At 64.2% G+C, this 23796-nt stretch carries 22 protein-coding genes and 1 pseudogene; 14 read left to right on the plus strand and 9 right to left on the minus strand.

Annotation, left to right across the window (positions count from 1 at the left end; translation table 11 throughout):
• Positions 1-88: 88 nt before the first annotated feature.
• Both ACLEJP_RS21710 and ACLEJP_RS21715 read left to right on the plus strand, forming a co-directional pair.
• Positions 89-796, plus strand: a complete 708-nt coding sequence (locus tag ACLEJP_RS21710) for an autoinducer binding domain-containing protein (RefSeq protein ID WP_440809744.1) — start codon at positions 89-91, stop codon at positions 794-796.
• Between the two features lie 96 nt (positions 797-892).
• Positions 893-2017: a methyltransferase gene (locus ACLEJP_RS21715; RefSeq protein WP_440809747.1), complete on the plus strand. Its 1125-nt coding sequence runs from the start codon at positions 893-895 to the stop codon at positions 2015-2017.
• Between the two features lie 129 nt (positions 2018-2146).
• Here ACLEJP_RS21715 and ACLEJP_RS21720 read toward each other — a convergent pair whose 3' ends face one another.
• From ACLEJP_RS21720 to ACLEJP_RS21730, 3 genes are read right to left on the minus strand one after another with little or no spacing between them, the layout of a single operon-like run.
• Entirely contained in the window at positions 2147-2302 is a 156-nt protein-coding gene (locus ACLEJP_RS21720) for a DUF2474 domain-containing protein (RefSeq protein ID WP_012274180.1), read from the minus strand.
• A 9-nt stretch (positions 2303-2311) separates the two neighbouring features.
• A complete protein-coding gene (gene cydB, locus ACLEJP_RS21725) occupies positions 2312-3319 on the minus strand; it encodes a cytochrome d ubiquinol oxidase subunit II (RefSeq protein WP_225779259.1) in 1008 nt (335 codons plus the stop codon).
• A gap of 3 nt (positions 3320-3322) precedes the next feature.
• Positions 3323-4759 (minus strand): cytochrome ubiquinol oxidase subunit I, encoded by a 1437-nt coding sequence (locus ACLEJP_RS21730; protein ID WP_289130878.1) that lies wholly within the window; start codon positions 4757-4759, stop codon positions 3323-3325.
• A gap of 356 nt (positions 4760-5115) precedes the next feature.
• Here ACLEJP_RS21730 and ACLEJP_RS21735 point away from each other — a divergent pair, with 356 nt between their 5' ends.
• From ACLEJP_RS21735 to trmA, 3 genes are all read left to right on the plus strand, one after another.
• On the plus strand, positions 5116-6336 hold the full coding sequence (locus ACLEJP_RS21735; RefSeq protein ID WP_440809751.1) for an MFS transporter: 1221 nt from the start codon (positions 5116-5118) through the stop codon (positions 6334-6336).
• Between the two features lie 199 nt (positions 6337-6535).
• Positions 6536-7831 carry an NCS2 family permease gene (locus tag ACLEJP_RS21740; protein ID WP_225779262.1) on the plus strand — a complete coding sequence of 432 codons (1296 nt, stop codon included), beginning with the start codon at positions 6536-6538 and terminating at the stop codon, positions 7829-7831.
• Positions 7828-8913 (plus strand): tRNA (uridine(54)-C5)-methyltransferase TrmA, encoded by a 1086-nt coding sequence (trmA, locus tag ACLEJP_RS21745; protein ID WP_440809753.1) that lies wholly within the window; start codon positions 7828-7830, stop codon positions 8911-8913. The genes ACLEJP_RS21740 and trmA overlap by 4 nt, the downstream gene beginning before the upstream one ends.
• Positions 8914-8954: 41 nt before the next feature.
• On the opposite strand, the gene pcaG is transcribed toward trmA, so the two are convergent.
• Positions 8955-9560: a protocatechuate 3,4-dioxygenase subunit alpha gene (gene pcaG, locus ACLEJP_RS21750; protein WP_440809754.1), complete on the minus strand. Its 606-nt coding sequence runs from the start codon at positions 9558-9560 to the stop codon at positions 8955-8957.
• Between the two features lie 10 nt (positions 9561-9570).
• Positions 9571-10290 carry a protocatechuate 3,4-dioxygenase subunit beta gene (gene pcaH, locus ACLEJP_RS21755; protein WP_186685470.1) on the minus strand — a complete coding sequence of 240 codons (720 nt, stop codon included), beginning with the start codon at positions 10288-10290 and terminating at the stop codon, positions 9571-9573.
• A 201-nt stretch (positions 10291-10491) separates the two neighbouring features.
• Here pcaH and ypfJ point away from each other — a divergent pair, with 201 nt between their 5' ends.
• The 3 genes and pseudogenes from ypfJ (at position 10492) to ACLEJP_RS21770 (ending at position 13564) form a co-directional block, all read left to right on the plus strand.
• The gene (gene ypfJ, locus ACLEJP_RS21760) at positions 10492-11382 is read left to right on the plus strand and encodes a KPN_02809 family neutral zinc metallopeptidase (protein WP_186685472.1); all 891 of its coding nucleotides are present in this window, start codon (positions 10492-10494) and stop codon (positions 11380-11382) included.
• Positions 11383-11779: 397 nt separating this feature from the next.
• Positions 11780-12709, plus strand: a pseudogene (locus ACLEJP_RS21765) (methyl-accepting chemotaxis protein); the annotation flags it as partial.
• Entirely contained in the window at positions 12701-13564 is an 864-nt protein-coding gene (locus ACLEJP_RS21770) for a methyl-accepting chemotaxis protein (protein WP_440809797.1), read from the plus strand. The pseudogene ACLEJP_RS21765 and the gene ACLEJP_RS21770, both read left to right, overlap by 9 nt.
• A gap of 129 nt (positions 13565-13693) precedes the next feature.
• Here the strand turns inward: ACLEJP_RS21770 and ggt are convergent, their stop codons facing one another.
• From ggt to ACLEJP_RS21785, 3 genes are all read right to left on the minus strand, one after another.
• Positions 13694-15361: a gamma-glutamyltransferase gene (gene ggt / locus ACLEJP_RS21775; protein ID WP_440809757.1), complete on the minus strand. Its 1668-nt coding sequence runs from the start codon at positions 15359-15361 to the stop codon at positions 13694-13696.
• 117 nt (positions 15362-15478) lie between these two features.
• Positions 15479-16375 carry a LysR family transcriptional regulator gene (locus tag ACLEJP_RS21780; RefSeq protein WP_440809759.1) on the minus strand — a complete coding sequence of 299 codons (897 nt, stop codon included), beginning with the start codon at positions 16373-16375 and terminating at the stop codon, positions 15479-15481.
• Positions 16376-16558: 183 nt separating this feature from the next.
• Positions 16559-17149, minus strand: coding sequence for an NAD(P)H-dependent oxidoreductase (locus ACLEJP_RS21785; RefSeq protein ID WP_440809761.1), 591 nt, complete (start codon positions 17147-17149; stop codon positions 16559-16561).
• Between the two features lie 154 nt (positions 17150-17303).
• Here ACLEJP_RS21785 and ACLEJP_RS21790 point away from each other — a divergent pair, with 154 nt between their 5' ends.
• Positions 17304-17618, plus strand: coding sequence for a putative quinol monooxygenase (locus ACLEJP_RS21790; RefSeq protein WP_225779269.1), 315 nt, complete (start codon positions 17304-17306; stop codon positions 17616-17618).
• Here the strand turns inward: ACLEJP_RS21790 and ACLEJP_RS21795 are convergent.
• Positions 17608-18372 carry a sulfite exporter TauE/SafE family protein gene (locus ACLEJP_RS21795; protein ID WP_440809763.1) on the minus strand — a complete coding sequence of 255 codons (765 nt, stop codon included), beginning with the start codon at positions 18370-18372 and terminating at the stop codon, positions 17608-17610. The genes ACLEJP_RS21790 and ACLEJP_RS21795 overlap by 11 nt on opposite strands.
• A gap of 77 nt (positions 18373-18449) precedes the next feature.
• Between ACLEJP_RS21795 and ACLEJP_RS21800 the strand changes: the two genes are divergently transcribed.
• The 5 genes from ACLEJP_RS21800 (at position 18450) to ACLEJP_RS21820 (ending at position 23791) form a co-directional block, all read left to right on the plus strand.
• Positions 18450-19334, plus strand: coding sequence for a LysR family transcriptional regulator (locus tag ACLEJP_RS21800; RefSeq protein WP_440809765.1), 885 nt, complete (start codon positions 18450-18452; stop codon positions 19332-19334).
• Between the two features lie 300 nt (positions 19335-19634).
• Positions 19635-20240: a CDP-alcohol phosphatidyltransferase family protein gene (locus tag ACLEJP_RS21805; protein WP_440809799.1), complete on the plus strand. Its 606-nt coding sequence runs from the start codon at positions 19635-19637 to the stop codon at positions 20238-20240.
• A gap of 30 nt (positions 20241-20270) precedes the next feature.
• Entirely contained in the window at positions 20271-22025 is a 1755-nt protein-coding gene (locus ACLEJP_RS21810; RefSeq protein WP_440809768.1) for a bifunctional alpha/beta hydrolase/class I SAM-dependent methyltransferase, read from the plus strand.
• Positions 22026-23363, plus strand: coding sequence for a dual specificity protein phosphatase family protein (locus ACLEJP_RS21815; RefSeq protein WP_440809770.1), 1338 nt, complete (start codon positions 22026-22028; stop codon positions 23361-23363).
• Positions 23360-23791: a hypothetical protein gene (locus ACLEJP_RS21820; RefSeq protein WP_440809773.1), complete on the plus strand. Its 432-nt coding sequence runs from the start codon at positions 23360-23362 to the stop codon at positions 23789-23791. The genes ACLEJP_RS21815 and ACLEJP_RS21820 overlap by 4 nt, the downstream gene beginning before the upstream one ends.
• The last annotated feature ends 5 nt before the right edge of the window (positions 23792-23796 follow it).

Genomic DNA, 23796 nt, shown 5'->3' on the forward strand with positions numbered 1-23796 from the left:
AAAAAATCCCAACGCTCCGGTAGGTTTTTTCTACAATCTTTCGGGTGCCCAAACGGATTGGAAACAGCATCAACAGGGAGTAGTTCCGATGTCCCAATGGAAACCCGAACATCTTCAAGCGTTTGTCTCTGAGCGCAACCCCAGAAAGCTATTCGATATCGCAGTGCATCTGGCTCAGAATCTGGGCATGGAATACCTTGGGTTGAACATTCGCATCCAGGTCGCTACACAAACGCCGCGGCTGTACCTTTACAGTAACTATCCAAACAGGTGGATCGAGTGGTACCAGCGCGACGAGCTCTACATGCAGGACCCGGCTGCCAACGCATGCCACAACTCGACCATGCCCGTGCTCTGGACCGACGACCTTTACCGCGAGGTTCCGAATTTTCGTGAAATGGCCTGCCAGTGCGGCCTGCGCCATGGCTGGACCCAGTCACTGCACGACTTGCAGCACAACGAAAGCCAGATCAGCGTGGCCAGGCCCGCTGGCCGCATCGACGAAGACGAATTTTATCGCAAGGCCGGCAGTGTCCAGTGGCTGTGCCACATCCTGCATGCGGTGCTTGGCGAACACCACCTCAATGCACTGTGCCTGCACCAGCCGAGGATGAGCGAGCGGGAACTGGAAGTACTGAAATGGTCAGCCGCCGGCAAGACCGCTGCCGACGTGGCCTGCATCCTGTCACTGTCGCAAAGCACGGTGAATTTCCATATCCGCAGCGTGATCACCAAGACCAACGCCGCCAACAAGGCCGGCGCCATTGCCATTGCCGCCATGCGCGGCTGGATCTGACCGGCAAACCTGCGACCTTGGGCAAAGCCCTGTAGAATCGCCCGGCAAAGCCCGGGGCGAACCGCAACGGGCAGATTCGCTGCCGAGCCAGACGCCATGCCCCTGTTGACCACCCCCTACGCCGAACTCGACCTGATCCGCCAGCCGGAACAGGCCAACGACCCCTTGCAGGCTTTCGATGCCGCCGACGAGTACCTGCTTGCGCACTTGCATGAACAGGCCCCGGCGACCGATTGCCGGGTACTGGTGCTCAATGACAGCTTCGGCGCCCTGGCTGCCAGCCTGGCGGGCAAGCTGCACGTGATCAGCAGTGGCGATTCGCACCTGGCGCACCTGGCCCTGGAAAAAAACCTGGCGCGCAATGGCCTGGCGTTCGACAGTGTGCCCTTCGTCCCGGCCAGCGAAACCTGGCAAGGCTCGCTCGACCGCGTGCTGGTTCGCGTACCCAAGACCCTGGCCCTGCTCGAAGAGCAACTGATCCGCCTGCAAGGCCACCTGGCGCCCGGTGCCCAGGTGATTGCCGGGGCGATGATCAAGCACCTGCCACGGGCTGCCGGTGACCTGCTGGAGCAATACATCGGCCCGGTGCAGGCCTCGCTGGCGCAGAAAAAAGCCCGCTTGCTGACCGCTACAGTGGCCACACGGCCAGCCGCGCGTTCGCCCTACCCCAGCCGCTACCGCCTCGACACACCGGCCCTGGAGCTGGTCAACCACGCCAACGTGTTCTGCCGTGAAGGCCTGGACATCGGCACCCGCGCCTTCCTGCCGCACCTGCCACGCGACCTCGGCGGTGCGCGGGTGGCGGACCTGGGCTGCGGCAACGGTGTACTGGCGATTGCCAGCGCCATGGCCAATCCGGATGCGCAATACACCTTGGTTGATGAGTCGTACATGGCCGTGCAATCGGCACGGGAAAACTGGCAGGCCGCACTGGGCGAGCGCCCGGCTCGGTTCGAAGCAGCCGACGGGTTGGCCGGGGTAGAAAGGCAGTCGCTGGAGGTGGTGCTGTGCAACCCGCCGTTCCACCAGCAGCAGGTGGTGGGCGATTTCCTTGCCTGGCGCATGTTCCAGCAGGCGCGTGAGGCGTTGGTGGTGGGCGGGGCGCTGTATATCGTGGGCAACCGGCACCTGGGTTATCACAGCAAGCTGGCGCGGTTGTTCCGTGGCGTGGAGCAGGTGGCGGCTACGCCCAAGTTCGTCATCCTGAAAGCCCGCAAGTAGGCCTTTGGGGCAGCTTTGCGCGCCTTTCGCGGCACAAGGCCGCTCCCACAGGGATCGCGATCATTCAGTCGCGTCTCGCTGTAGAAGCGGCCTTGTGTCGCGAAAGGGGCACAAAGCGCCCCCAGCGGTTCAATGGGTGGTCAACCCCGCTGCCCCCATGAACAGGCGCATCACCCAGGCCGCCACGCCCAGCGCTGCCACGCTCATGGCCCAGATCAGCAGCAGCCAGCCCAGCCGCTGCCACAGGGGCTTCTTATCTTCCAAGCCATGCTTGCCGGTCATCATGCGGCCCTCCTAGTGATAGCCGTCTTCGTGGGTAACCTTGCCGCGGAACACGTAATAGCTCCAGAAGGTGTACATGAGAATGAACGGCAGGATGAACAGCGTGCCGACCAGCATGAAGCCCTGGCTCTGCGGTGGCGCCGCGGCATCCCAGATCGAGATCGACGGTGGGATGATGTTCGGCCACAGGCTGATGCCCAGGCCGCTGTAGCCGAGGAAGATCAGCACCAGGGTGAGCAGGAACGGCGTGTAGTGGGCATTGCGCGCCACCGCCTTGAGCAAGCCATAGAAGGTCACCAGCACCAGGATCGGCACCGGCATGAACCAGACCAGGTTAGGCATGCTGAACCAGCGGTCGGCGATCTGCGGGTAGGCGATCGGCGTCCACAGGCTGACAATGCCGATCACCACCAGCAACACCAGCGCCAGCGGGCGGGCAATGTCGTGCATCTTCTGCTGCAGCGCCCCTTCGGTCTTCATGATCAGCCAGGTGCAGCCCAACAAGGTGTAGGCAACGATCAGCCCCAGGCCGCAGAACAGGCTGAACGGGGTGAGCCAGTCGAGCGTACCTCCGGCGAAATGCCGGTCGACCACCTTGAAGCCCTCGAGGAACGCGCCCAAGGCCACGCCCTGGAAGAAAGTGGCCACCAGTGAGCCCCCGATGAACGCCTTGTCCCAGATATGGCGCTTGTCGTCCTTGGCCTTGAAACGGAACTCGAAGGCCACGCCGCGGAAGATCAGGCCAATCAGCATCAGGATCAACGGCAGGTACAGCGCCTCCAGCACCACCGAGTAGGCCATCGGAAACGCGCCGAACAGCCCCGCACCACCCAGTACCAGCCAGGTTTCGTTACCGTCCCACACGGGGGCGACGGTATTCATCATCACATCGCGGTCACGCTCGCCCTTGACGAACGGGAAGAGCATGCCGATTCCCAGGTCGAAACCATCCATCACCACGTACATCATCACGCCGAAGATGATGATCACGGCCCAGATCAGCGAAAGGTCGATACCCATGGCTCAGTTTTCCTTGCTCAGGCTGACGGAGTTGGCCTCACGGCCATCATCGGCGGCGGACAGCGGCCGCGCCGGGGTGCGTTTGGTGCCTGGGCCACCACTGCTGTGCTGGTCACCTTCGCCGGTCTGCGGGCCTTTGCGCACCAGGCGCATCATGTAGCCAAGGCCGGTACCGAACAGGGCGAAATACACCACCACGAAGGCCACCAGGGTGAAGCCGAGCTGGGCGTAGCTGTGGTTGGACACCCCGTCCGCCGTCCGCATCAGGCCGTATACCACCCACGGCTGGCGGCCGATTTCGGTGGTGAACCAGCCGGCCAGCAAGGCGATCAGCCCGGACGGGCCCATCCACAAGGCCAGGTGCAGGAACGGGCGCGAGGTATAAAGCGTACCGCGCTTGCGCAGCCAGAGGCTCCACAGGCCAACGAAGATCATCAACAGGCCCAGCCCGACCATGATCCGGAATGACCAGAAGACGATGGTCGAGTTGGGCCGGTCTTCCGGCGGGAATTCCTTCATCGCCGGCACCTGCTTGTCCAGGCTGTGGGTCAGGATCAGGCTGCCGAGCGCCGGGATTTCGAGCTTGAAGCGGGTGGTCTCGGCCTGCATGTCAGGAATGCCGAACAGGATCAGCGGGGTCGGCTCGCCGGGCACGTTCTCCCAGTGGCCTTCGATCGCGGCGATCTTCACCGGCTGGTGCTTGAGCGTATTGAGGCCGTGGAAATCACCGATTACCGCCTGGATCGGCGCCACGATCAGGGCCATCCACATGGCCATCGACAGCATCTTGCGCACCGCCGGGTTGTCACGCCCGCGCAGCAGGTGCCAGGCCGCCGAGGCACCGACGAAGAACGCCGTGGCAACGAACGCGGCGGTGGCCATATGCATCAGGCGGTAGGGGAACGAAGGGTTGAACACCACCGCCAGCCAGTCCACCGGCACCACCCGGCCATCGATGATCTCGTGGCCTTGCGGGGTTTGCATCCAGCTGTTGGACGCGAGGATCCAGAACGTCGAGACCAGCGTGCCGAGCGCGACCATCACCGTGGAGAAGAAATGCAGGCCGCGGCCGACACGGTTCCAGCCGAACAGCATGACGCCGAGGAAGCCGGCCTCGAGGAAGAACGCGGTCAGCACCTCGTAGGTGAGCAGGGGGCCGGTGATGGCACCGGCAAAGTCGGAGAAGCGGCTCCAGTTGGTGCCGAACTGGTAGGCCATGACCAGCCCGGAAACCACGCCCATGCCGAAGTTGACGGCAAAGATCTTCGACCAGAAATGATAAAGGTCACGGTAGACCTGCTTGTCGGTCCGCAACCAGAGGCCTTCAAGGACTGCCAGGTAGCTGGCCAGGCCGATTGTGATGGCCGGGAACAGGATGTGGAACGAAACGGTAAAGGCAAACTGCATTCGGGCGAGCTCTAGGGCCTCTATTCCGAACATGGTGCTTCCTCTTCAGATAATCCGGCGTCCGGGCCGCTGGCCCCGTCGCCCACTGCCCCCACGGTTATCGAGTGCGGCGTGTTGGAATTGTTCTGTTCGATCGCAGGGATTCCGGCCCGGAGGGCCACGTCGTCGGCCAACCGTTGCAAAGGCAACGATTGATCCAGATCAACGAATGCTAGAAAGCATAGTCCTGAATGGCACGCCGGGCCGTGCGGTTGATTGCCGCGTGACCGGTTGCCCCACCCTCTTCAAAAAGGCCTGGAAAAGTGCCGACCCGGGCAAACAGCAACCATTTGTTACAAACAGATGATACGCTGCGAGCCCCTCTACCGCGCCGAGGCCCCAGGTTTCCGATGTCCGATTCCGCTCCCCAGTTGCTACGTCACCACCGACCTTTCCTGGCCTTCTGGCTGGCCCGCGTGTTCACTGCCAGCGGCTTCCAGATGCTCACCGTGGCCATTGGCTGGCACCTCTACCAGTTGACCGGCAATGTGCTCGACCTGGGCCTGGTCGGCCTGGTCGAGTTCGCCCCGCGTGTGCTGTTCATGCTGCACACCGGGCATGTCGCCGACCGCTATGACCGGCGCAAGGTCGCCGCCTTGTGCCAGAGCCTGCAGGGCCTGATCGCCCTGGCACTGGCAGTGGGCAGCGCCACCGACAACGTCACCCGCGAACTGATCTTCGCCCTGGCCTTCCTGCTCGGCGCCACGCGTTCCTTCGAGATGCCGGCGACCCAGGCGTTGCTGCCCAACGTGGTGCCAGCCGGGCTGTTCCCACGCGCGGTGGCGGCATCAGCATCGGCTACCCAGTCGGCCACCATCGTGGCGCCCGCCGTGGGCGGCTTCCTGTATGCCTTCGGCAGCATCTGGGTGTACGGCCCGACCGTGGCCCTGTACGCCATCGCCTGCCTATTGACCCTGAGCCTGGAGGCACGCGGCCAGGTAGCCCAGCGAGGGCGTGCCAGCATCGAATCGCTGCTGGCCGGCATCCGCTTCATCCGCAGCCGGCCGGATATCCTCGGCGCCATCTCGCTCGACCTGTTTGCCGTATTGCTCGGTGGGGCCACCGCGCTGCTGCCGGTGTTCGCCAAGGACATCCTGCTGACCGGGCCGCTGGGCCTGGGCCTGCTGCGCTCGGCGCCGGCGGTGGGGGCGTTGCTGATGTCGCTGTGGCTGGCGCGTTTCCCGTTCGAGCGCAACGTGGGGCGAACGATGTTCACGGCAGTGGGTGTATTCGGCGTGGCGACCATTGCCTTCGGCCTGTCGACCTCGTTCTGGTTCTCGCTCGCGGTGCTGGTGGTACTGGGCGCAGCAGACATGATCAGCATGGTCATCCGCGGCGCCTTCGTGCAGCTGGAAACGCCGGATGAGATGCGCGGGCGGGTGAGTGCGGTGAACGGCCTGTTCATTGGTGCCTCGAATCAGCTCGGCGAGTTCGAATCGGGGGTGACGGCGCACTGGTTTGGCACAGTGCCAGCGGTAGTGATGGGCGGCGTCGGCACCCTGCTGGTAACCGGGGTGTGGATAAAACTGTTCCCGACCCTGGCCAGGCGGGATCGGTTGCATAACGGCTGAGATACAGCTCGTGCCGGCGCAGGGGTCGGTACCGGCTATACAGAACCCATTGCCCAATGGCCATAGGCCCGTGCCGAGCATGCTGGTATGATGCGCGGCTTTTTTCCGCCCCACACAAAACCACGGCAACCGGTACGGTCTGTGCTTTGCTGTTGGGGTCGATAGATTGATGGCGCCTGGGGCGCCTCGGGGAGCGGGCATGCTGGAAAGGCTGTTTCAACTGAGAGCACACAACACCAATGTGCGCACCGAGATTCTGGCGGGCGTCACGACCTTCCTGGCCATGGCCTACATCCTCTTCGTCAACCCGAGCATCCTCGGCGAGACCGGCATGGACAAGGGCGCGATCTTCGTCGCCACCTGCCTGGCCGCGGCCATCGGTTCGGTGACCATGGGCCTGATCGCCAACTACCCGATCGCCCTGGCACCGGGCATGGGCCTGAACGCATTCTTCACCTACACCGTGGTGCTGCACATGGGCCACACCTGGCAGGTGGCACTGGGTGCAGTGTTCCTGTCGGCGGTGATGTTCTTCCTGTTGTCGATCTTCCGCATCCGCGAGTGGATCGTGAACAGCATCCCGCTACCGCTGCGTTCGGCCATCGCCGCCGGCATCGGCTTGTTCCTGGCATTGATCGCCCTGCATAACGCCGGCATCGTCGTCGATAACCCGGCTACCCTGGTGGGCCTGGGCGATCTCAAGCAACCCGCACCGATCCTCGCTACCCTGGGCTTCTTCCTGATTGTCGGCCTGGAGTCGCTGAAAGTGCGCGGCGCGGTGCTGATCGGCATTCTTGCCGTCACCATCGCCTCGATCGTGATGGGCGTGACGCCGTTCGGCGGCATCGTCTCCATGCCACCATCGCTGGCCCCGACTTTCCTGCAGCTGGACATCGCCGGCGCGCTGGACGTGGGCCTGGTCAGCGTCATCTTCGCCTTCCTGTTCGTCGACCTGTTCGACAACTCCGGCACCCTGATCGGCGTGGCCAAGCGCGCCGGGCTGATGGGCAAGGACGGGCACATGCCGAAGATGGGCCGTGCGCTGATTGCCGACAGTACCGCGGCCATGGCCGGTTCGTTGCTGGGTACCTCGACCACCACCAGCTACATCGAATCCGCCGCCGGCGTGAGCGCCGGTGGCCGCACCGGCCTGACTGCCATCGTGGTCGCCGTGCTGTTCCTGCTGGCGCTGTTCTTCGCTCCGCTGGCCGGTAGCGTGCCAGCCTTCGCCACCGCCCCGGCGCTGCTGTTCGTCGCGGTGCTGATGGCCTCGGGCCTGGCGGAAATAAACTGGGACGACGTCACCGAAGCCGCACCGGTGGTGGTGACCGCCCTGGCCATGCCGCTGACCTACTCGATCGCCAACGGCATCGCCTTCGGCTTCATCTCCTGGACTGCCGTCAAGCTGATCTCCGGTCGCCACCGCGACCTGAACCCGGCGCTGGTGATCCTTTCCATCCTGTTCGTCATCAAGCTGGGCTGGTTCAACGCATGAGTGCTGCTTTCGACCCCTCTTCCTACGCCACCCAGCTGGACGCCAAGGTGGCCCGGCTGCGCGAGCTGCTGGCGCCGTTCGCTGCGCCGGAGCCGGCTGTCTTCGACTCGCCGCGCGAGCACTATCGCCTGCGCGCCGAATTCCGCCTGTGGCGTGAAGACGGCCAGCGTCACTACGCCATGTTCGCCCCGGGCGAGAAGCACAAGGCGATCCTGATCGACGACTTCCCCATCGCCAGCCAGCGCATCAACGCCCTGATGCCGCGCCTGAAGGCGGCCTGGCAGGCCAGCGAAGAACTCGGCAACCGGCTGTTCCAGGTAGAGTTCCTCACTACCTTGGCGGGCGATGCCATGGTTACGATGTGCTATCACCGCCCGCTGGACGGGGCCTGGGAGGTAGCTGCACAGCAGCTGGCGGGCGAATTGGGCGTCAGCGTGATCGGCCGTTCCAAGGGCAAACGCCTGGTGATCGGCCGCGATTACGCGGTGGAAAAACTCGACGTGGCTGGCCGCGTGTTCAGCTACCGTCAACCGGAAGGTGCGTTCACCCAACCGAACGGCGCGGTGAACCAGAAAATGCTGAGCTGGGCCTACGAGGCCATCGGCGCGCGCGAAGACGACCTGCTGGAGCTGTATTGCGGCAACGGCAATTTCACCTTGCCGCTGGCCACCCGCGTGCGCCAGGTGCTGGCCACCGAGATCAGCAAGACTTCGGTCAATGCCGCACTGAGCAACCTCGATGAGAACGCTGTGGACAACGTGCGGCTGGTGCGCCTGTCGGCGGAAGAACTGACCCAGGCACTGAATGAGGTGCGGCCGTTCCGTCGGCTGGAAGGCATCGACCTGAAGGGCTATGACTTCGGCACGGTATTCGTCGACCCGCCGCGCGCGGGGATGGACCCGGACACCTGTGAGCTGACCCGGCGTTTCGAACGGATCCTGTACATCTCCTGCAACCCGGAGACGCTGGCGGCAAATATTGCCCAGTTGCACGACACCCACCGCATCGAGCGTTGTGCGTTGTTTGATCAGTTCCCGTATACCCACCACATGGAAAGTGGGGTTTTGCTGGTTCGGCGCTGACCTGCAGATAGCCGGGGCTGCCTTGCAGCCCCGGGCTTCACTCAGAAGTCGAAGAACACCGTCTCCCCTTCCCCCTGAATGCGGATATCGAAGCGATACGCCGTCTTCCCGTCCACCTCGCAGCGCTTGGCCACCAAGGTCTCGCGTCGCTGCGGCTGCTCGATCAGGTTGAGCACCGGGCACTTGGCATTGGCCTCGGCCTCATCATCGAAATACAGGCGCGTATGCAGGTGGATGTTGATCCCCCGGGCAAACAGGCTGATGTTGATGTGCGGTGCCATTGGCACGCCGGCAGCGTTTTTCACCACGCCGGGCTTCACCGTATGTGCAGTCCACTCGCCCGCATCGAAGGTGGTAGCCGTGCGGCCAAAACTGTTGAAGGCGTTTTCCAGGTTGTAGGCATCCTGGTATTCACCCTTGGCATCGGCTTGCCAGAGCTCCAGGAACGAGTCGCGCACCAGGTGGCCATTGCCGTCATACACATGGCCGATCAGCAGGATATGCTCGCCGGGCGCATCAGGCTTGGCCAGGCGGTTCCAGATCTCCTGGTCGCGGGTCGGGTTGCCGGCCGCTTCCAGGGCCAGGCCGATGTGCACGTAGGGGCCGGCAGTCTGCGAAGGGGTTTCCGGCAGCAGTTCGATTGGCATGGCGGGGTCCTCAGCAGTTTTCGAAGTGGGTCTTGCGCTGCCCACGCAGCACGATGTCGAAGCGGTAGGCCAGGCAATCCATCGGGTTGGCGTTGCTCATGTCGAGCTTGGCGATCAGTTGCTGCACCGCTTGCGGGTTGGCGATCGACTTGACGATCGGGCACATCGGGATCAGCGGGTCACCCTCGAAATACAACTGGGTGATCAGTTTGGTGGCGATCGATGGGCCGCTGATGGCGAAGTGGATGTGCGCCGGACGCCAGTCGTTCGGCCCGTTGCGCCAGGGGTACGGGCCCGGCTTGATGGTGCGGAAGCTGTAATAGCCGTCGCGGTCGGTCAGGCAACGGCCGACACCACCGAAATTCGGGTCCAGCGGTGCCAGGTAGCGGTCATTCTTGTGCCGGTAGCGGCCACCGGCGTTGGCCTGCCACATTTCCACCAGGGTATTCGGTACAGGCTTGCCGTACTGGTCGACGACGCGCCCGGCGACGATGATGCGCTCACCGATCGGCAGGCCACCGTTGTTGAAGTTCAGTAGCAGGTCATGGTCGTGGGCACCGAAGCCCAAATGGGAAAAGTCCGGGCCGGTGGTTTCGCTGATCGACTGCGGAATGCTGACCAGCGCCTGGCGCGGCGAACGGGCAATGGAAGTCTTGTAGTCAGGCGTAAGGGCTTTCGGGTGCCAGTTGCGATCACGGATCACGAAGCGGCTGGTGTCCTGGGCGGGCATGCCGGTTTCCTCTCTTGGAATTGTGTGAACGCCTGGGCGTGGCAGGCGGACTTGCAGTTTCGGGCAAGCTGCGCGCGGTGGATATTGAAATCAGCCGCCTAAGACATAACCAGATGGTTATGAATGAACACGTTTGCCTGACGCCGGTCACAGTGGTGAACTAATCTTTGTCTTCTTGTTTCACGCTCCGGAGAGCATTTCATGGAATGGCGAAAAGGCCGACGCAGCGACAATGTGGTCGATGCCCGAGGCGAAGGTGGCGGTGGCGGCGGCATGCGTTTCGGCGGCGGCAAGGGGCTGGGGCTTGGCGCAGTACTGCTGATCGTCGGTATCGGCTGGCTCACCGGGCAGGACCCGCTGCAGATTCTTGGCCAGCTCACTGGCCAGATGGAGCAGCAGCAACGGCAGGCGCCCAGCAGCGTGGGCGGCAAGGCCCCGCCGGCCAACGACCAGCAGGCCGAGTTCGTCGCCTCGATCCTGGGCGACACCGAAGATACCTGGAAAGCCCTGTTTGCCGAAGCTGGCAAGCAATATCGCGATCCCAAGCTGGTGCTGTTCAGCGGCCAGGTCAATTCGGCCTGTGGCTTTGCTTCAGCGGCAGTGGGGCCGTTCTACTGCCCCGCCGACCAGCGGGTATACCTGGACATGTCGTTCTTCCGCGAGATGGAAACCCGTTTCGCGGCCGCCGGCGACTTTGCCCAGGCCTACGTGATCGCTCACGAAATCGGCCACCATGTGCAGACCCTGCTGGGCGTGTCGGCCAAGGTCGACGCCGCACGCCGCAGTGGCCAACGCCTGGAAGGTGACAACGGCTTGCTGGTGCGCCAGGAGCTGCAGGCCGACTGCCTGGCCGGGGTGTGGGCCTACCAGGCGCAAAAGCGCCTGAACTGGCTGGAGCCAGGTGACGTCGAGGAAGCCCTGAACGCCGCCAATGCCATTGGCGATGACCGCTTGCAGCAGCAGGGCCGCGGGCGTGTAGTGCCGGACTCGTTCACCCACGGTACTTCGGCGCAGCGGGTACGCTGGTTCAAGGCCGGGTTCGCCGAGGGTGAGGTGAACAGTTGCGATACCTTCAGCGCGCGTAATCTCTGACGCCCCCTACCAGGCTGGCGCGAACATTGTAGGAGCGGATTTATCCGCGATGCTGGCGACGCGGTGGCTGGCACCGGCGGTGCCGGTGATCGCGGCTGAAGCCGCTCCTACCCCAAAAGCGCTTGTACATCTTTTTGCTGAAAAAGCGTTTCAGCTTCCCTCATCACGGCCGATAACCCCTGCACGAATCAGCAGGCATCCAGAACAACAACGCCTGGCGATCGAAGACAAATCGAGCGAAAACAACTTCTGGAGAGCGTGCATGAACAGCTGGTTCGCCAACATCAGCGTCAACCTCAAACTGGGCCTGGGCTTCGGCCTGGTACTGATCCTCACCGGCCTGCTGGCCCTGACTGGCTGGACCAGCCTGGGCAGCCTGATCGACCGCAGCAACTGGATGGGTGATATCGGCCAGTTGAACAAGGACCTGACCGACCTGCGCATTGCCCGCCTGCAGTACATGATCGCCAACGGTGACGATGCGGCCGCCGCCAACACCCAGGCCAAGCTGGACGCCTTCAGCAAGCAGCAGGCGTATCTGGCCAACACGTTCAAGAGCCCCGATAACGTAAAACTGCTAGGTGAGCTGGGCGAGACCATCAGTGCCTACAAGGTATCGCTGAACAAGATGCGCCAAGGCTACGATGCCACCCGCACTGCGCGTGCGGCCATGGAAAGCTCGGCCAGCAAGGCCGACCAGGCGATGGACGCACTGAGCCAGGAAGTCACGGCACGCGCCGAAGCCGACAGCGTGCGCCTGGCCCAGTACCAATTGATCAGCAACGCCCGCCAGCAACTGCTGCAGGTGCGCGTCGACGTGCGCGGCTATATCGCCGACAACAGCGCCGCCAACGAACAGGCCGCCCTGCGCCAGCTGGATGCCGCCCTGGCCGGCATCGACAGCCTCAAGCGCCAGCTGCCCGGCGAAGACACGCGCCTGCAACAGTTCGAAGGCTCGGTGCTGGCCTACCGTGACGCCGTGCGCCAGTTCCGCGATGCGGTCGCCAATATCACCACCGCGCGCGCGGAAATGACCGTGCAGGGTGCCGACATCGTCAAGCGCAGCGACGCGCTGTACCAGATCCAGCTGGAACGCCGCGACATCGAGAGCGCCCAGGCCCGCACCCTGCAGGCTATCGCCACCTTGCTGGCGCTGCTGGTCGGCGTGCTGGCGGCCGTACTCATCACCCGGCAGATCACCCGCCCTCTGCGCGACACGCTGGTGGCGGTGGAAAAGATCGCCAGCGGCGACCTCACCCAGCAACTGCGGGTTACCCGCCGCGATGAACTGGGCGTGCTGCAGCAAGGCATCGCGCGCATGGGCACTACCCTGCGCGAGCTGATCAGCGGTATCCGCGACGGCGTTACCCAGATTGCCAGCGCCGCCGAGGAACTGTCAGCGGTGACCGAGCAGACCAGCGCCGGTGCCAACAGCCAGAAGGTCGAGACCGACCAGGTGGCCACTGCCATGCACGAAATGGCCGCTACCGTTCAGGAAGTGGCGCGCAACGCCGAACAGGCATCCCATGCGGCCACCGGTGCCGATGACGAAGCCCGCGCCGGTGACCGCGTAGTGGGCGAGGCAATTGGCCAGATCGAGCGCCTGGCCGAGGACATGCACCGCTCCACCGAGGCCATGAACCTGCTGCAGCAGGAAAGCCAGAAGATCGGCAGCGTGATGGACGTGATCAAGTCGGTGGCGGAACAGACCAACCTGCTGGCGCTGAACGCTGCGATCGAAGCAGCGCGTGCCGGCGAGGCCGGGCGTGGCTTTGCCGTGGTCGCCGATGAGGTGCGCGGGCTGGCCCAGCGCACGCAGAAATCCACCGAAGAAATCGAGGAACTGATCGCCAGCCTGCAGCACGGTACCCAGCAAGTGGCGGCGGCCATGCACGGTAGCCGTACCCTGACCGACAGCAGCGTCGAGCTGGCACGCAAGGCCGGGGCCTCGCTGGAGAGCATCACCAGCACGGTATCGAGCATCCAGTCGATGAACCAGCAGATTGCGGCGGCGGCGGAGCAACAGAGTGCGGTGGCGGAAGAGATCAGCCGCAGCATCCTCAATGTGCGCGACGTGTCGGAGCAGACGGCGGCGGCCAGTGACGAGACGGCCGCCTCCAGCGTGGAGCTGGCGCGGTTGGGCGGGCAATTGCAGACGTTGGTCAGCCAGTTCCGCGTCTGATCCTGCAGTTCGGGGCCGCTTTGCGGCCCGTCGCGGCACAAGGCCGCTCCTGCAGGGGACCGCGATCGCCTGTAGAAGGGGCCTTGTGTCGCGATGGAGGGCAAAGCCCTCCCGGCGTTGGAACAGCTATTACTTGACGATCATCCCGACCCCACGCCCACGTGGGTCCGAAGCAGTCTCCAGCTTCGCACCGTTCACCCGGATCGCCTGGATGTCGCCCATCTCCCAGCCCTGGTCCTCCAGTACATAGCCCATCTTCTTCAGCTCGTCAGCCACCGGCCCGGTCAACGGCGCGTAGCTGTCGAAGTAGAGGGTGTCCTTGGGCAGCAACTGATGGTGCACGCGCTGCGCCGCCACCGCCTTGTCCAGCGGCATGCCGTAGTCGTACAGGTTGTTCATGACCTGGAAGATCGAGGTGAAGATCCGCGAGCCGCCTGGCGTACCAATGACCAGCTCGACCTTGCCATCGCGGGTCATCAGGCTCGGGCTCATCGACGACAGCATGCGCTTGCCCGGTGCGATGGCATTGGCATCCCCGCCCACCACGCCGAACGCATTCGCCGCGCCCGGCTTGGCACTGAAGTCATCCATTTCGTCGTTCAACAGGAAGCCGGCACCTTTCACCACCACGCCACTGCCGTAATCAAGGTTCAGGGTGTAGGTATTGCTGACCGCGTTACCCTGCTTGTCGACGATCGAGAAGTGCGTGGTCTGGTGCGGCTCCAGGCCCGGCCTGACCTTGTCGGTCGCGGAAATGGCCTTCGGGTTGACCTGTGCGGCACGCTTGGCCAGGTAGTCCTTGGCCACCAGCTGCGTCACCGGCACCTGGGTGAAGGCTGGGTCGCCGAGGTAGTCGGCGCGGTCGGCGAACACCCGCTTTTCGATCTCGGCCAGCAGGTGGATGTACTGCGCCGAGTTGTGCGCCACACCCTTGAAGTCCGCCGCGCGGTTTTCCTTGATGCCCAGCAGCTGGGCCAGGGCGACGCCGCCGGAGCTTGGCGGAGGCGCGGTATAGACCACATTGCCACGCCAGCTCACAGCCATCGGCTCACGCCATACTGCCTTGTAGTCCTGCAGGTCCTGCTTGGTGATCAGGCCCTTGTCGGCCTGCATCTGCGCTACCAGCAGGTCGGCGGTCTTGCCCTGGTAGAACTCGCTCACGCCCTTGTCGGCGATGCGCTCCAGGGTCTGCGCCATCTCTGGCTGCTTGAACAGCTGGCCGACCTTCATGTTGCCGAAGTAGTCGTTGAAATTGGTCGCGGTCTTGAACATGCCCTGGGCATCGTTGCGGTACTGGTACTGCTTTTCCGCCACCTTGAAACCGTTTTTCGCATAGCCGATGGCCGGGGTCAGCAGCTCGCTCCAGGGCAGCTTGCCGAATTTCTGGTGCGCCTCCCACAAGCCCATTACCGTGCCGGGTACGCCAGCTGCGCGGGCCCCGACCAGGCTGAGGTTCTCGATGACCTCCCCCTTGTCGTCCAGGTACATGTTGCGCGTGGCGGCCTTGGGCGCCACTTCACGGTAGTCGAGGAAATAGGGTTTGCCGTCGACGAACAGGGTCATGAAACCGCCGCCGCCGATGTTGCCCGCCTCGGGGTAAGTCACCGCCAGGGTGAACGCCGTGGCCACTGCCGCATCCACCGCGTTGCCGCCCTTCTTGAGGATGTCGGCGGCCACCTGTGCACCATATTGATCGGGCGCGGCCACTGCACCGCCCTCCAGGGTGGCGGCATGAACCGAGGAACAGCTCAGGATCGCGGCTGCGAGAGCCAGGTACTGGAACGGAACCATACGCATGACACTTCCTTGGTGTTGTTTTTGTTGAGCAGTCAGTAAGGCCGAAGCGTGTCCGCTGCGCAATCAATAGCAGGAAGTTTCGCCGCCTGTGGGCAGGCTATGTCGCGTTCAGGCAACTCAGCAGGCGTACATCGCCAACTTGCGCTGGATGAAATCGAGGAAGCACTGGATACGCAGCGCCAGCTGGGTATTGCGGTAGTACACCGCATGGATGGGCTGGCGATAGCCGTTGTTGGCTTCGCTGAGCAACACGCGCAATCGCCCGCTGCGGATGTCTTCGTGGGTCATGAAGTGCGACAGGCTGACGATGCCCTCGCCCGCCAGGGCCAGCTGGCGCAAGGTCTCGCCGCTGGAAGCGATCAGCGCCGGGCGGATGCTCCAGCGGTCGCCCTGGGCATGGCGCAGTGGCCAGTGGTTGAGCGATTCGGGCTGGCTGAAGCCGAGCAGGCAATGGTTGGCCAGGTCCTCGACCCGCTGCGGCGTACCATGCTGTTCGAGGTACGCCGGGCTGGCCAGCACCTGCACCGGGCTGCACCCCAGGCTGCGCGCGTGCAGGCTGGAGTCGGCCAGTTCGCCGATACGAATGGCCACATCGGTGCTTTGCTCGAGCAGGTCGATGATCAGGTCGTCGGTGTTGAGCTCCAGTTCGATGCCGGGGTACTGGCGGCGGAACTCACCGATCCACGGCAGGATGGCGTGCAGCATGAACGGCGCAGCAGCGTTGATGCGCAGACGCCCGGTAGGGGTCTGGCGGTTCATCGACAGGCGCTCTTCCATCTCGTCCATCTGTTCCAGGATCAGGCGCGATCGCTCGAGGAAAAAGCGGCCCTCTTCGGTCAGGTCCATGCGCCGAGTGGTGCGGTTGACCAAGGTGGTGCCCAGCTTGCCTTCCAGGCGTGACAAGGTGCGGCTGACGGCGGACGGGGTCTGGCCCATCTGCTCGGCAGCAGCGGAAATCGAGCCGCAGTCGATGACGGTGACGAATACCTGGAGTTCTTCGGATCGGGTTTTCACATCGGCGCCTGTGGTTGCTCTCTGCAGGGACTAGATAGCCGCTTGTCGAGGCCAAGTCCAGCGCTGCCTGTACCGCCCCTTTCGCGGGCTCGCCCGCTCCCACAGGGATCAGACAGGCCTGAAGGCTTGTGGAGTACCTGTGGGAGCGGGCAAGCCCGCGAAGAGGCAGGCACAGTCGAACACTTATTGCGCCTTGCCGAATACCTTGTCCAGGTGCTGCGCATAGGCCGCCAGCGCCGCCGGCACATCCGGGCGCTTCATCACATCCACCGCCAGGAAGGTCGGCAAGCCAGTCATGCCAAGGAACTGGTTGGCCTTGTGGAAGGGGAAGTACACCGCATCCACACCCTTGCCCTCGAAGAAATCGCTGGGGTCGTCGAAGGCCTGCTGCGGCGCATTCCAGGTCAACGACAGCATGTACTGCTTGCCGTGTACCAGGCCACCGCTGCCGTACTTCTGCGAGTGGTCCGAACGGGTACGCCCATCGTTGGCATAGAGGCTGCCATGGCCTGCGGTGAACACCTCGTCGATGTATTTCTTCACGGTCCATGGCGCGCCCATCCACCAGCCTGGCATCTGGTAGATCACTACATCGGCCCAGAGGAATTTCTGTACTTCTTCCTGAATGTCATAGCCGCCATCGATGAAGGTCTGGCGCACATCGAAACCGGCGCGATCCAGGTGAGCCATGGCCGCTTCGTGCAGGGTGGTGTTGAGACGGCCATCGGAGTGAGCGAACTGTTTACCGCCGTTGAGCAGAAGGATCTTTTTCATGTGAGCCTCGCGAAAAATTCAGGTCGGCAGGTTAGGGGCTCGCGGACAGGGGATACAGTGGCGCGGGGGCAAAATACAATTGCTCACAAGTCACGAATGGCTGGCACATTATTGCCGTAGAATCGCCTTACCTTCCGTCAACGAGTAGCGACCCATGACTGAGCAGTACGCCTTCATCCTCAAAGCCAAGACCCGTCCGGAAATGGCCGAGGCATTCGAAACCCTGTTCCGCGCCTACGTCGAGCCAAGCCGCCAGGAACCGGGCTGCATCGAGTACCACATGCTGCGCGACAAGCAGGACCCGAGCCTGTTCGTGTTCTTCGAGGTCTGGGCCGACAAGGCCGCGCTGGATGTGCACTCGGCCCTGCCGCACATGACCGCGTTCTTCGAAAAGCGCATGGACTACCTGGAGCGCGATTTCGACATCCAGATGATCGACATGCTCAGCGCCTCGTCTGCTAGCCGCTGATCAGCAAATGGCCGCCAAGTGCGGCCAGGCCGATGAAGAAACAACGCTTGAACAACAGTGCGCTGATGCGCTGGCGCAGCCATTGCCCGGCCAGCATGCCGAGCAGGGCCGGCGCCAGCATCAGCAGCGAGGCCCCCAGGGCCTGGCCACCCAGGGCATCCTGCCCGGCCAGGCCAACGGCCAGGGCCAGCGTCGACACCGTGAACGACAGGCCCAGGGCCTGGACCATCTGCTCACGGTTCAGGGCCAGGCTCTGCAGGTAGGGTACCGCCGGTATCACGAATACCCCTGTCGCTGCGGTGACCACGCCGGTCACCAGGCCGCAGGCCGGCCCCAGCCAACGCTCGCGCCTCGGTGCCAGGCACAGGCCCGCCCCGACCAACCCGTACAGCGCATAGGCCAGCAGGGCCGCGCCCAGTGCCTGTTTGGCCCACGGGCCGCTGTTGATCCCCAACCAGGCGCTGCCCAGCAAGGTACCGATGAAGAGCATTGCCAGCATCGGCCCCAGACGTACCAGCAAGGCCCGCAGATGCCCGCCACTGGCCAGCTGCCAAAGGTTGGTGAAGGTCGAAGGCACGATCAGCAACGCAGCAGCCTGCGCCGGAGGCATAGCCAGGCCCAACAGGCCCATGGCGATGGTCGGCAGGCCGAGGCCAATCACCCCTTTCACCGTACCGGCCAGCAGAAAGGTCATCACCACCAGCGATGCGAGGGCTGGGCCAAGGTCCTGATAGAAAGCGAGCAAGGTATTCATCAGCCGATGATGGCGCGCGCCGGCCTGGCTGAAAATCTGTCATATACTCAGGCAGACTCTTGCCAGGACAGAGCCAGATGCATTTCGACCTGATCGACCTCAGGCTGTTCCAGCACACCCTGGAGTGCGGCAACATCACCGCCGGCGCCAGCCGCAGCCACCTGTCGCTGCCAGCAGCCAGTGCGCGCATTCGCGCCATGGAAGCTTCGTTGGGCATCCCCCTGCTGGAACGCAACCGCCGTGGCGTGCAGCCGACGCCGGCCGGCCAGGCCCTGCTGCAGCACGCCCGGCTGATAGCGCAGCAGGTCGAACGCCTGCAGTTCGACCTGGGCCAGTATGCGCAAGGGCAGCAAGGCCAGGTGCGCCTGCTGTGCAACACGGCGGCGCTCACCGAATACCTGCCGGAACTGCTGGCCAGCTACCTGGCTGACAATCTCGGAATCAGCGTGGACGTGCAGGAGCTGCCGAGCCTGCGCATCGTGCAAGCGATTACCCGGGGCATGGCCGACCTCGGCATCGTTTCCACCGCAGCGCCATGCGAGCACCTGCAGACCCGCCCTTTTCGCGACGATCCGCTGGTGCTGGTGACGCCGCCGGGCCATCCGTTGGCCAGTGCGCTCGCGCCCAGCTTCAGCGATAGCCTGGCGCACGGCTATGTCGGCCTCGGCGCCGGTAGTGCGCTGGCGCTGTACCTTGAAGAGCAAGCCCTGCGCGAGGGGCGACGGATGCAGGTACGCGTGCGGGCCGAAGGGTTTGATGGGGTGATTCGCATGGTCGCCGGCGGTGCCGGTGTGGGGGTGGTGCCGCTGGCAGCGGTGCGGCGCTGGCAGGGTATGTTGCCCTTGCACTGGGTGGCGCTGGCGGAGCCATGGGCCAACCGCCGGCTGCTGGTGTGCGCGCGGGATTTTGCGGCATTGCCGGGGTATGCGGCGGGTTTGGTTGCTGCCATTGCAGGGAAATAAGCCTCATACACAACCTTCCCGATGAATCAGCCAGGCATTTCATCTGATTAACCTCCTGCCAGCCCGCCGCTCAAGCGGCCAAAATCCCGCAGAGCGGCGCCACCAAGCCGGCAGCGCCTGGCCCGATGGCGAGGGCTGGAAACCTGCCACCCAGGGAAACGCCATAGTTGCCGAAAGCGCTAAATCAGTGGCTTTCCACATTTTCATCAAACCAATACCGGACTATCAGGCGTCCGGCTTTACCCGCAACGCAGACTCACCCAAAATAGCGCCCCAATGCCCAACGAAAAGGACTTCACGGTGGCCTCGATCTACCAGCTCAAACCGCGCTTCCAGGCCCTGCTGCGGCCGTCGGTGCGACGCCTTCACGAGCGCGGTGTCACCGCCAACCAGGTCACGCTCGCCGCTGCCCTGGTGTCAGTGCTGCTGGGCCTGCTGCTGGTCACCCTGGCGCATGTCGCCTGGCTGTTCATACTCCTGCCGCTATGGATGCTGCTGCGCATGGCCCTGAACGCCATCGACGGCATGCTCGCCCGGGAATTCGGCCAGCAATCCACCCTCGGCGCCTACCTCAACGAACTCTGCGACGTGATCGCCGACACCGCCCTGTACCTGCCCTTCGCCCTGCTGCCGGGGGTATCGCCAACCCTGGTCGTGCTCGTGGTGCTCAGTGCCACCTTCAGCGAGTACGCCGGGGTCATGGGCCCGCTGGCTGGTGCCTCGCGCCGCTACGACGGGCCCATGGGCAAGAGCGACCGGGCCTTTGCCTTCGGCGTACTGGGCACCGGTGTGGCCTTCGGCCTGTTGGCCGGGGCCTGGATCAACGGCTTGTTGCTGGTGATCCTCGCACTCTCGCTCTATACCCTCTACAACCGGGTTCGCCAGGGGCTGGCCGAAACCCGCTGAGCCTACTGCCGTCGTAAAAGGATGTTGACCATGCGCCAAGCGCAAGCACTGCATTTCACTACCCATGACGGCGTCGAGCTGCATTACCGTCACTGGCCCGCCACCCGCAACGAACACCAGCCGCGCCGGGCCGTGGTGATGTTCCACCGCGGCCACGAACATGGCGGGCGCATGGCCCACCTGGCCGATGAGCTGGACATGCCTGGCTATGACTTCTTTGCCTGGGACGCCCGTGGTCACGGCCAGTCGCCCGGTGCGCGCGGCGACAGCCCGGGGTTCGCCACCAGCGTGCGCGATGTGCAGACCTTCATCGAGCATATCCAGGCCCGTCACGGTATCGCCGAGCAGGACCTGGTAGTGCTGGCACAAAGTGTCGGTGCCGTGCTGATCGCCACCTGGGCCCACGACTATGCCCCCAAGGTGCGCTGCCTGGTGCTGGCTTCGCCAGCGTTCAAGGTCAAGCTGTATGTCCCGTTCGCCCGCCCCGGCCTGAAGCTGCTGAAGGCCTTGCGTGGCAACTTCTTCGTCAATAGCTACGTCAAGCCACGCCTGCTCACCCACGACCCCGAGCGGGTCATGTCGTACCTGGCCGACCCGCTGATCAGCCGGCCGATTTCGGTGACCATGCTGCTAGGCCTTTACGAAGCCGCCGACCGCGTGGTGGCGGACGCCCAGGCCATCCAGGTGCCGACCCAGCTGCTGGTGTCCGGTGCCGACTTCGTGGTCGAGCGCCAGCCGCAGCAACGCTTCTTCGAGCGCCTGGGCAGTGCGCGCAAGGAAATGCACATCCTCCCGGGGTTCTTCCACGACACCCTGGGCGAGCGGGACCGGGCCCATGCCCTGCGGCGCATCGAGCGGTTCGTCGAGCACTGCTTCGCCAGCCCTGCGGCGCTGCCGTCGCTGCTCGATGCCGACAAGGTCGGCGCCAGTTGCGCCGAGGCGGAAAGCCTGGCTGCGCCATTGCCGCACAACTCGCCCCGCGATCTCTACTGGCGCGCCACCCGCGCCGGGCTGCGCCTGGGCAAGGGGCTTTCGGCAGGCGTCAAGCTAGGCTTCGACACCGGTTTCGACTCGGGCAGCACCCTCGACTACGTGTACCGCAACCAGCCGACCGGCAAGGGCAAGCTGGGCCGCCTGGTCGATCGCAACTATCTCGATGCCATCGGCTGGCGGGGCATCCGCCAACGCAAGCTGCACGTCGAAGAGTTGCTGCGCCTGGCCATCGCCCGCCTGCGCGAACAGCAACGGCCAGTGCATATCGTCGATATCGCAGCCGGCCATGGCCGCTACATCCTCGAGGCCCTGCAGGAGCTGGAGCAACTGCCGGACTCGATCCTGCTGCGCGACTACAGCGAGCTGAACGTGCAGCAAGGCAGCGCGCTGATCGCGGAAAAAGGCCTGGCTGACATCGCCCGCTTCGTCCAGGGCGATGCCTTCGACCGCCAGAGCCTGGCGACGCTGGAACAACCGCCGACCTTGGCCGTGGTCTCCGGCCTGTACGAACTGTTCGCCAGCAACCAGCTGGTGGGCAACTCGCTGGCCGGCCTGGCCGACGCGGTAGAGGATGGCGGTTATCTGGTCTACACCGGCCAACCGTGGCACCCGCAACTGGAGATGATCGCCCGCGCCCTCACCAGCCACCGCGGCGGCGAGGCCTGGGTGATGCGCCGGCGCAGCCAGGCCGAGATGGACCAGTTGGTCGAAGCCGCGGGCTTCCGCAAGCTGGCCCAGCGCATCGATGAATGGGGCATTTTCAGTGTCAGCCTGGCCCAACGGGTGCGCTGAATGAACCCATCGCGCGAGCCCGGGCTGGTGCGCCGGGGCGTATGCTGGCTATTGCTGCTGGGGCCACTGTTTTTCCTCAGCTACGGGTTGGCCAACAGTCACACGATGGGGCGTAATGATGTCGGCAGCCTGGTGTTCGGCTGGGAAAGCCGCACGCCGTTGTGGCCGTGGACGATTATCCCGTACTGGTCGATCGACCTGCTCTACGGGCTGTCCTTCCTGCTGCCGCGCACGCGCCAGGAAATGGACCGGCATGCCCTGGCCCTGCTGACGGCACAGGTGATCAGCGTCAGCTGCTTCCTGCTCTGGCCGCTGCGCTTCACCTTCGAGCGGCCGGAACTGGGTGGCCTGTACGGCTGGATGTTCGATGTACTGATGGGGTTCGACAAGCCGTTCAACCAGGCACCGTCGCTGCATATCGCTTTGCTGGTCATCATCTGGACGATGTTCGCCCGGCATGTGCAGCGCCACCCCTGGCGCTGGCTGATGCATGGCTGGATGGCGCTGATCGGGGTGTCGGTGCTGACCACCTGGCAGCACCATTTCATCGACGTGCCGACGGGGGCGCTGGTGGGGTTCTTGTGTGTCTGGCTGTGGCCGCACCAGGGTCGGCTGCCCTGGCGCCAGGCGCGCCTTGCGCAGAGTGCCAAGCGTTGGCGAATGGCCTTGAGCTACGCCATGGGCGCGCTGGTGTGCGTTGTGCTTGCCATGGGGTTGGGTGGTGCCTGGCTGTGGCTGGCCTGGCCGGCCGTGTCGCTGGCATTGGTGGCGTTGAATTACGGCCTGTTCGGCGCTGGCGGGTTCCAGAAAGGTGCCGATGGGCGCTTGTCGAATGCCGCCCGCTGGCTGTTGGCACCTTATCTGCTGGGGGCATGGGCCAATTCACGGTTGTGGACCTGGCGGCACCCGCAGGCGGATGAAGTGTGTGATGGCGTCTATCTGGGGCGGATTCCCGGGCGTGGCGCACAGTTCGCTGCGGTGGTCGATTTGTGCGCGGAGCTACCGTGCCTGGTTCAGGACAGCGCGGCCGCTCCGGCAAAGGTCGCGTCCGCCGTTGACTACGTGTGTTTCCCTACCCTGGACCTGATCGCCCCGGAAAGCGCATTGCTGCACCAGGCCGCCGACGCCATCGAACACCTGCGCGCCCAAGGCCCGGTGCTGGTCTGCTGTGCCCTGGGTTACTCGCGCAGCGCCAGCGCCGTGGCCGCATGGCTGGTGCTCAGCGGCCGCTGCAGCGACGCCCGGCAGGCCGAGGTGCTGATCAGCAACGCTCGCCCAGGGGTGGTCTTGCGTCACGCACACCACCAAGCCCTGCAACAACTCGGAGCACAACCATGAACCTGCTGGTGGTGGCTTGCCTGCTGGGCCGTGGCAAACAGCTGGAGCGCCTGTCTGACGGCCTCACCTTGCTGGCACTCGCCTACGGCTTGGCGCCATTGCTGAATGCGCCGTTGCCAGCACTGGCCAGCCTGCTGTGCAGCGTGCTGTTGGTACTGGGCGTACTGCACAAGTACTGGGCCATCCGCGTGGCAACAGATGCCGACCTGTTTGCCCACCTGGTCAAAAGCTCCGACCTGCCGGCAGACACCCAGGCCCTGGACCGCGCCCTGTTCGAACTGAAACTCAAACCGCACGGCGCCGATTCGCGCGACTGGCCTGCCCGCAGCCAGGCCGCACTGGCCCTGCTGCGCCGCCAGGGCATATGCCTGGGCCTGCAGTTGGCGCTGGCCTTGGCTACCCTGCTGACACTGCCTTTGAAGGGATAACGACT

Source organism: Pseudomonas sp. SMV7, from assembly GCF_052041995.1.
GTDB lineage: Bacteria > Pseudomonadota > Gammaproteobacteria > Pseudomonadales > Pseudomonadaceae > Aquipseudomonas.

What these genes read in the sequence shown, in the direction of transcription:
- ACLEJP_RS21710 (WP_440809744.1), top strand. Translation starts at nt 89, where the DNA reads ATGTCCCAATGGAAACCCGAACATCTTCAAGCGTTTGTCTCTGAGCGC.
- ACLEJP_RS21715 (WP_440809747.1), top strand. Translation starts at nt 893, where the DNA reads ATGCCCCTGTTGACCACCCCCTACGCCGAACTCGACCTGATCCGCCAG.
- ACLEJP_RS21720 (WP_012274180.1), bottom strand. Translation starts at nt 2,302, where the DNA reads ATGATGACCGGCAAGCATGGCTTGGAAGATAAGAAGCCCCTGTGGCAG.
- cydB (WP_225779259.1), bottom strand. Translation starts at nt 3,319, where the DNA reads ATGGGTATCGACCTTTCGCTGATCTGGGCCGTGATCATCATCTTCGGC.
- ACLEJP_RS21730 (WP_289130878.1), bottom strand. Translation starts at nt 4,759, where the DNA reads ATGTTCGGAATAGAGGCCCTAGAGCTCGCCCGAATGCAGTTTGCCTTT.
- ACLEJP_RS21735 (WP_440809751.1), top strand. Translation starts at nt 5,116, where the DNA reads ATGTCCGATTCCGCTCCCCAGTTGCTACGTCACCACCGACCTTTCCTG.
- ACLEJP_RS21740 (WP_225779262.1), top strand. Translation starts at nt 6,536, where the DNA reads ATGCTGGAAAGGCTGTTTCAACTGAGAGCACACAACACCAATGTGCGC.
- trmA (WP_440809753.1), top strand. Translation starts at nt 7,828, where the DNA reads ATGAGTGCTGCTTTCGACCCCTCTTCCTACGCCACCCAGCTGGACGCC.
- pcaG (WP_440809754.1), bottom strand. Translation starts at nt 9,560, where the DNA reads ATGCCAATCGAACTGCTGCCGGAAACCCCTTCGCAGACTGCCGGCCCC.
- pcaH (WP_186685470.1), bottom strand. Translation starts at nt 10,290, where the DNA reads ATGCCCGCCCAGGACACCAGCCGCTTCGTGATCCGTGATCGCAACTGG.
- ypfJ (WP_186685472.1), top strand. Translation starts at nt 10,492, where the DNA reads ATGGAATGGCGAAAAGGCCGACGCAGCGACAATGTGGTCGATGCCCGA.
- ACLEJP_RS21770 (WP_440809797.1), top strand. Translation starts at nt 12,701, where the DNA reads ATGGGCACTACCCTGCGCGAGCTGATCAGCGGTATCCGCGACGGCGTT.
- ggt (WP_440809757.1), bottom strand. Translation starts at nt 15,361, where the DNA reads ATGCGTATGGTTCCGTTCCAGTACCTGGCTCTCGCAGCCGCGATCCTG.
- ACLEJP_RS21785 (WP_440809761.1), bottom strand. Translation starts at nt 17,149, where the DNA reads ATGAAAAAGATCCTTCTGCTCAACGGCGGTAAACAGTTCGCTCACTCC.
- ACLEJP_RS21790 (WP_225779269.1), top strand. Translation starts at nt 17,304, where the DNA reads ATGACTGAGCAGTACGCCTTCATCCTCAAAGCCAAGACCCGTCCGGAA.
- ACLEJP_RS21795 (WP_440809763.1), bottom strand. Translation starts at nt 18,372, where the DNA reads ATGAATACCTTGCTCGCTTTCTATCAGGACCTTGGCCCAGCCCTCGCA.
- ACLEJP_RS21800 (WP_440809765.1), top strand. Translation starts at nt 18,450, where the DNA reads ATGCATTTCGACCTGATCGACCTCAGGCTGTTCCAGCACACCCTGGAG.
- ACLEJP_RS21810 (WP_440809768.1), top strand. Translation starts at nt 20,271, where the DNA reads ATGCGCCAAGCGCAAGCACTGCATTTCACTACCCATGACGGCGTCGAG.
- ACLEJP_RS21815 (WP_440809770.1), top strand. Translation starts at nt 22,026, where the DNA reads ATGAACCCATCGCGCGAGCCCGGGCTGGTGCGCCGGGGCGTATGCTGG.
- ACLEJP_RS21820 (WP_440809773.1), top strand. Translation starts at nt 23,360, where the DNA reads ATGAACCTGCTGGTGGTGGCTTGCCTGCTGGGCCGTGGCAAACAGCTG.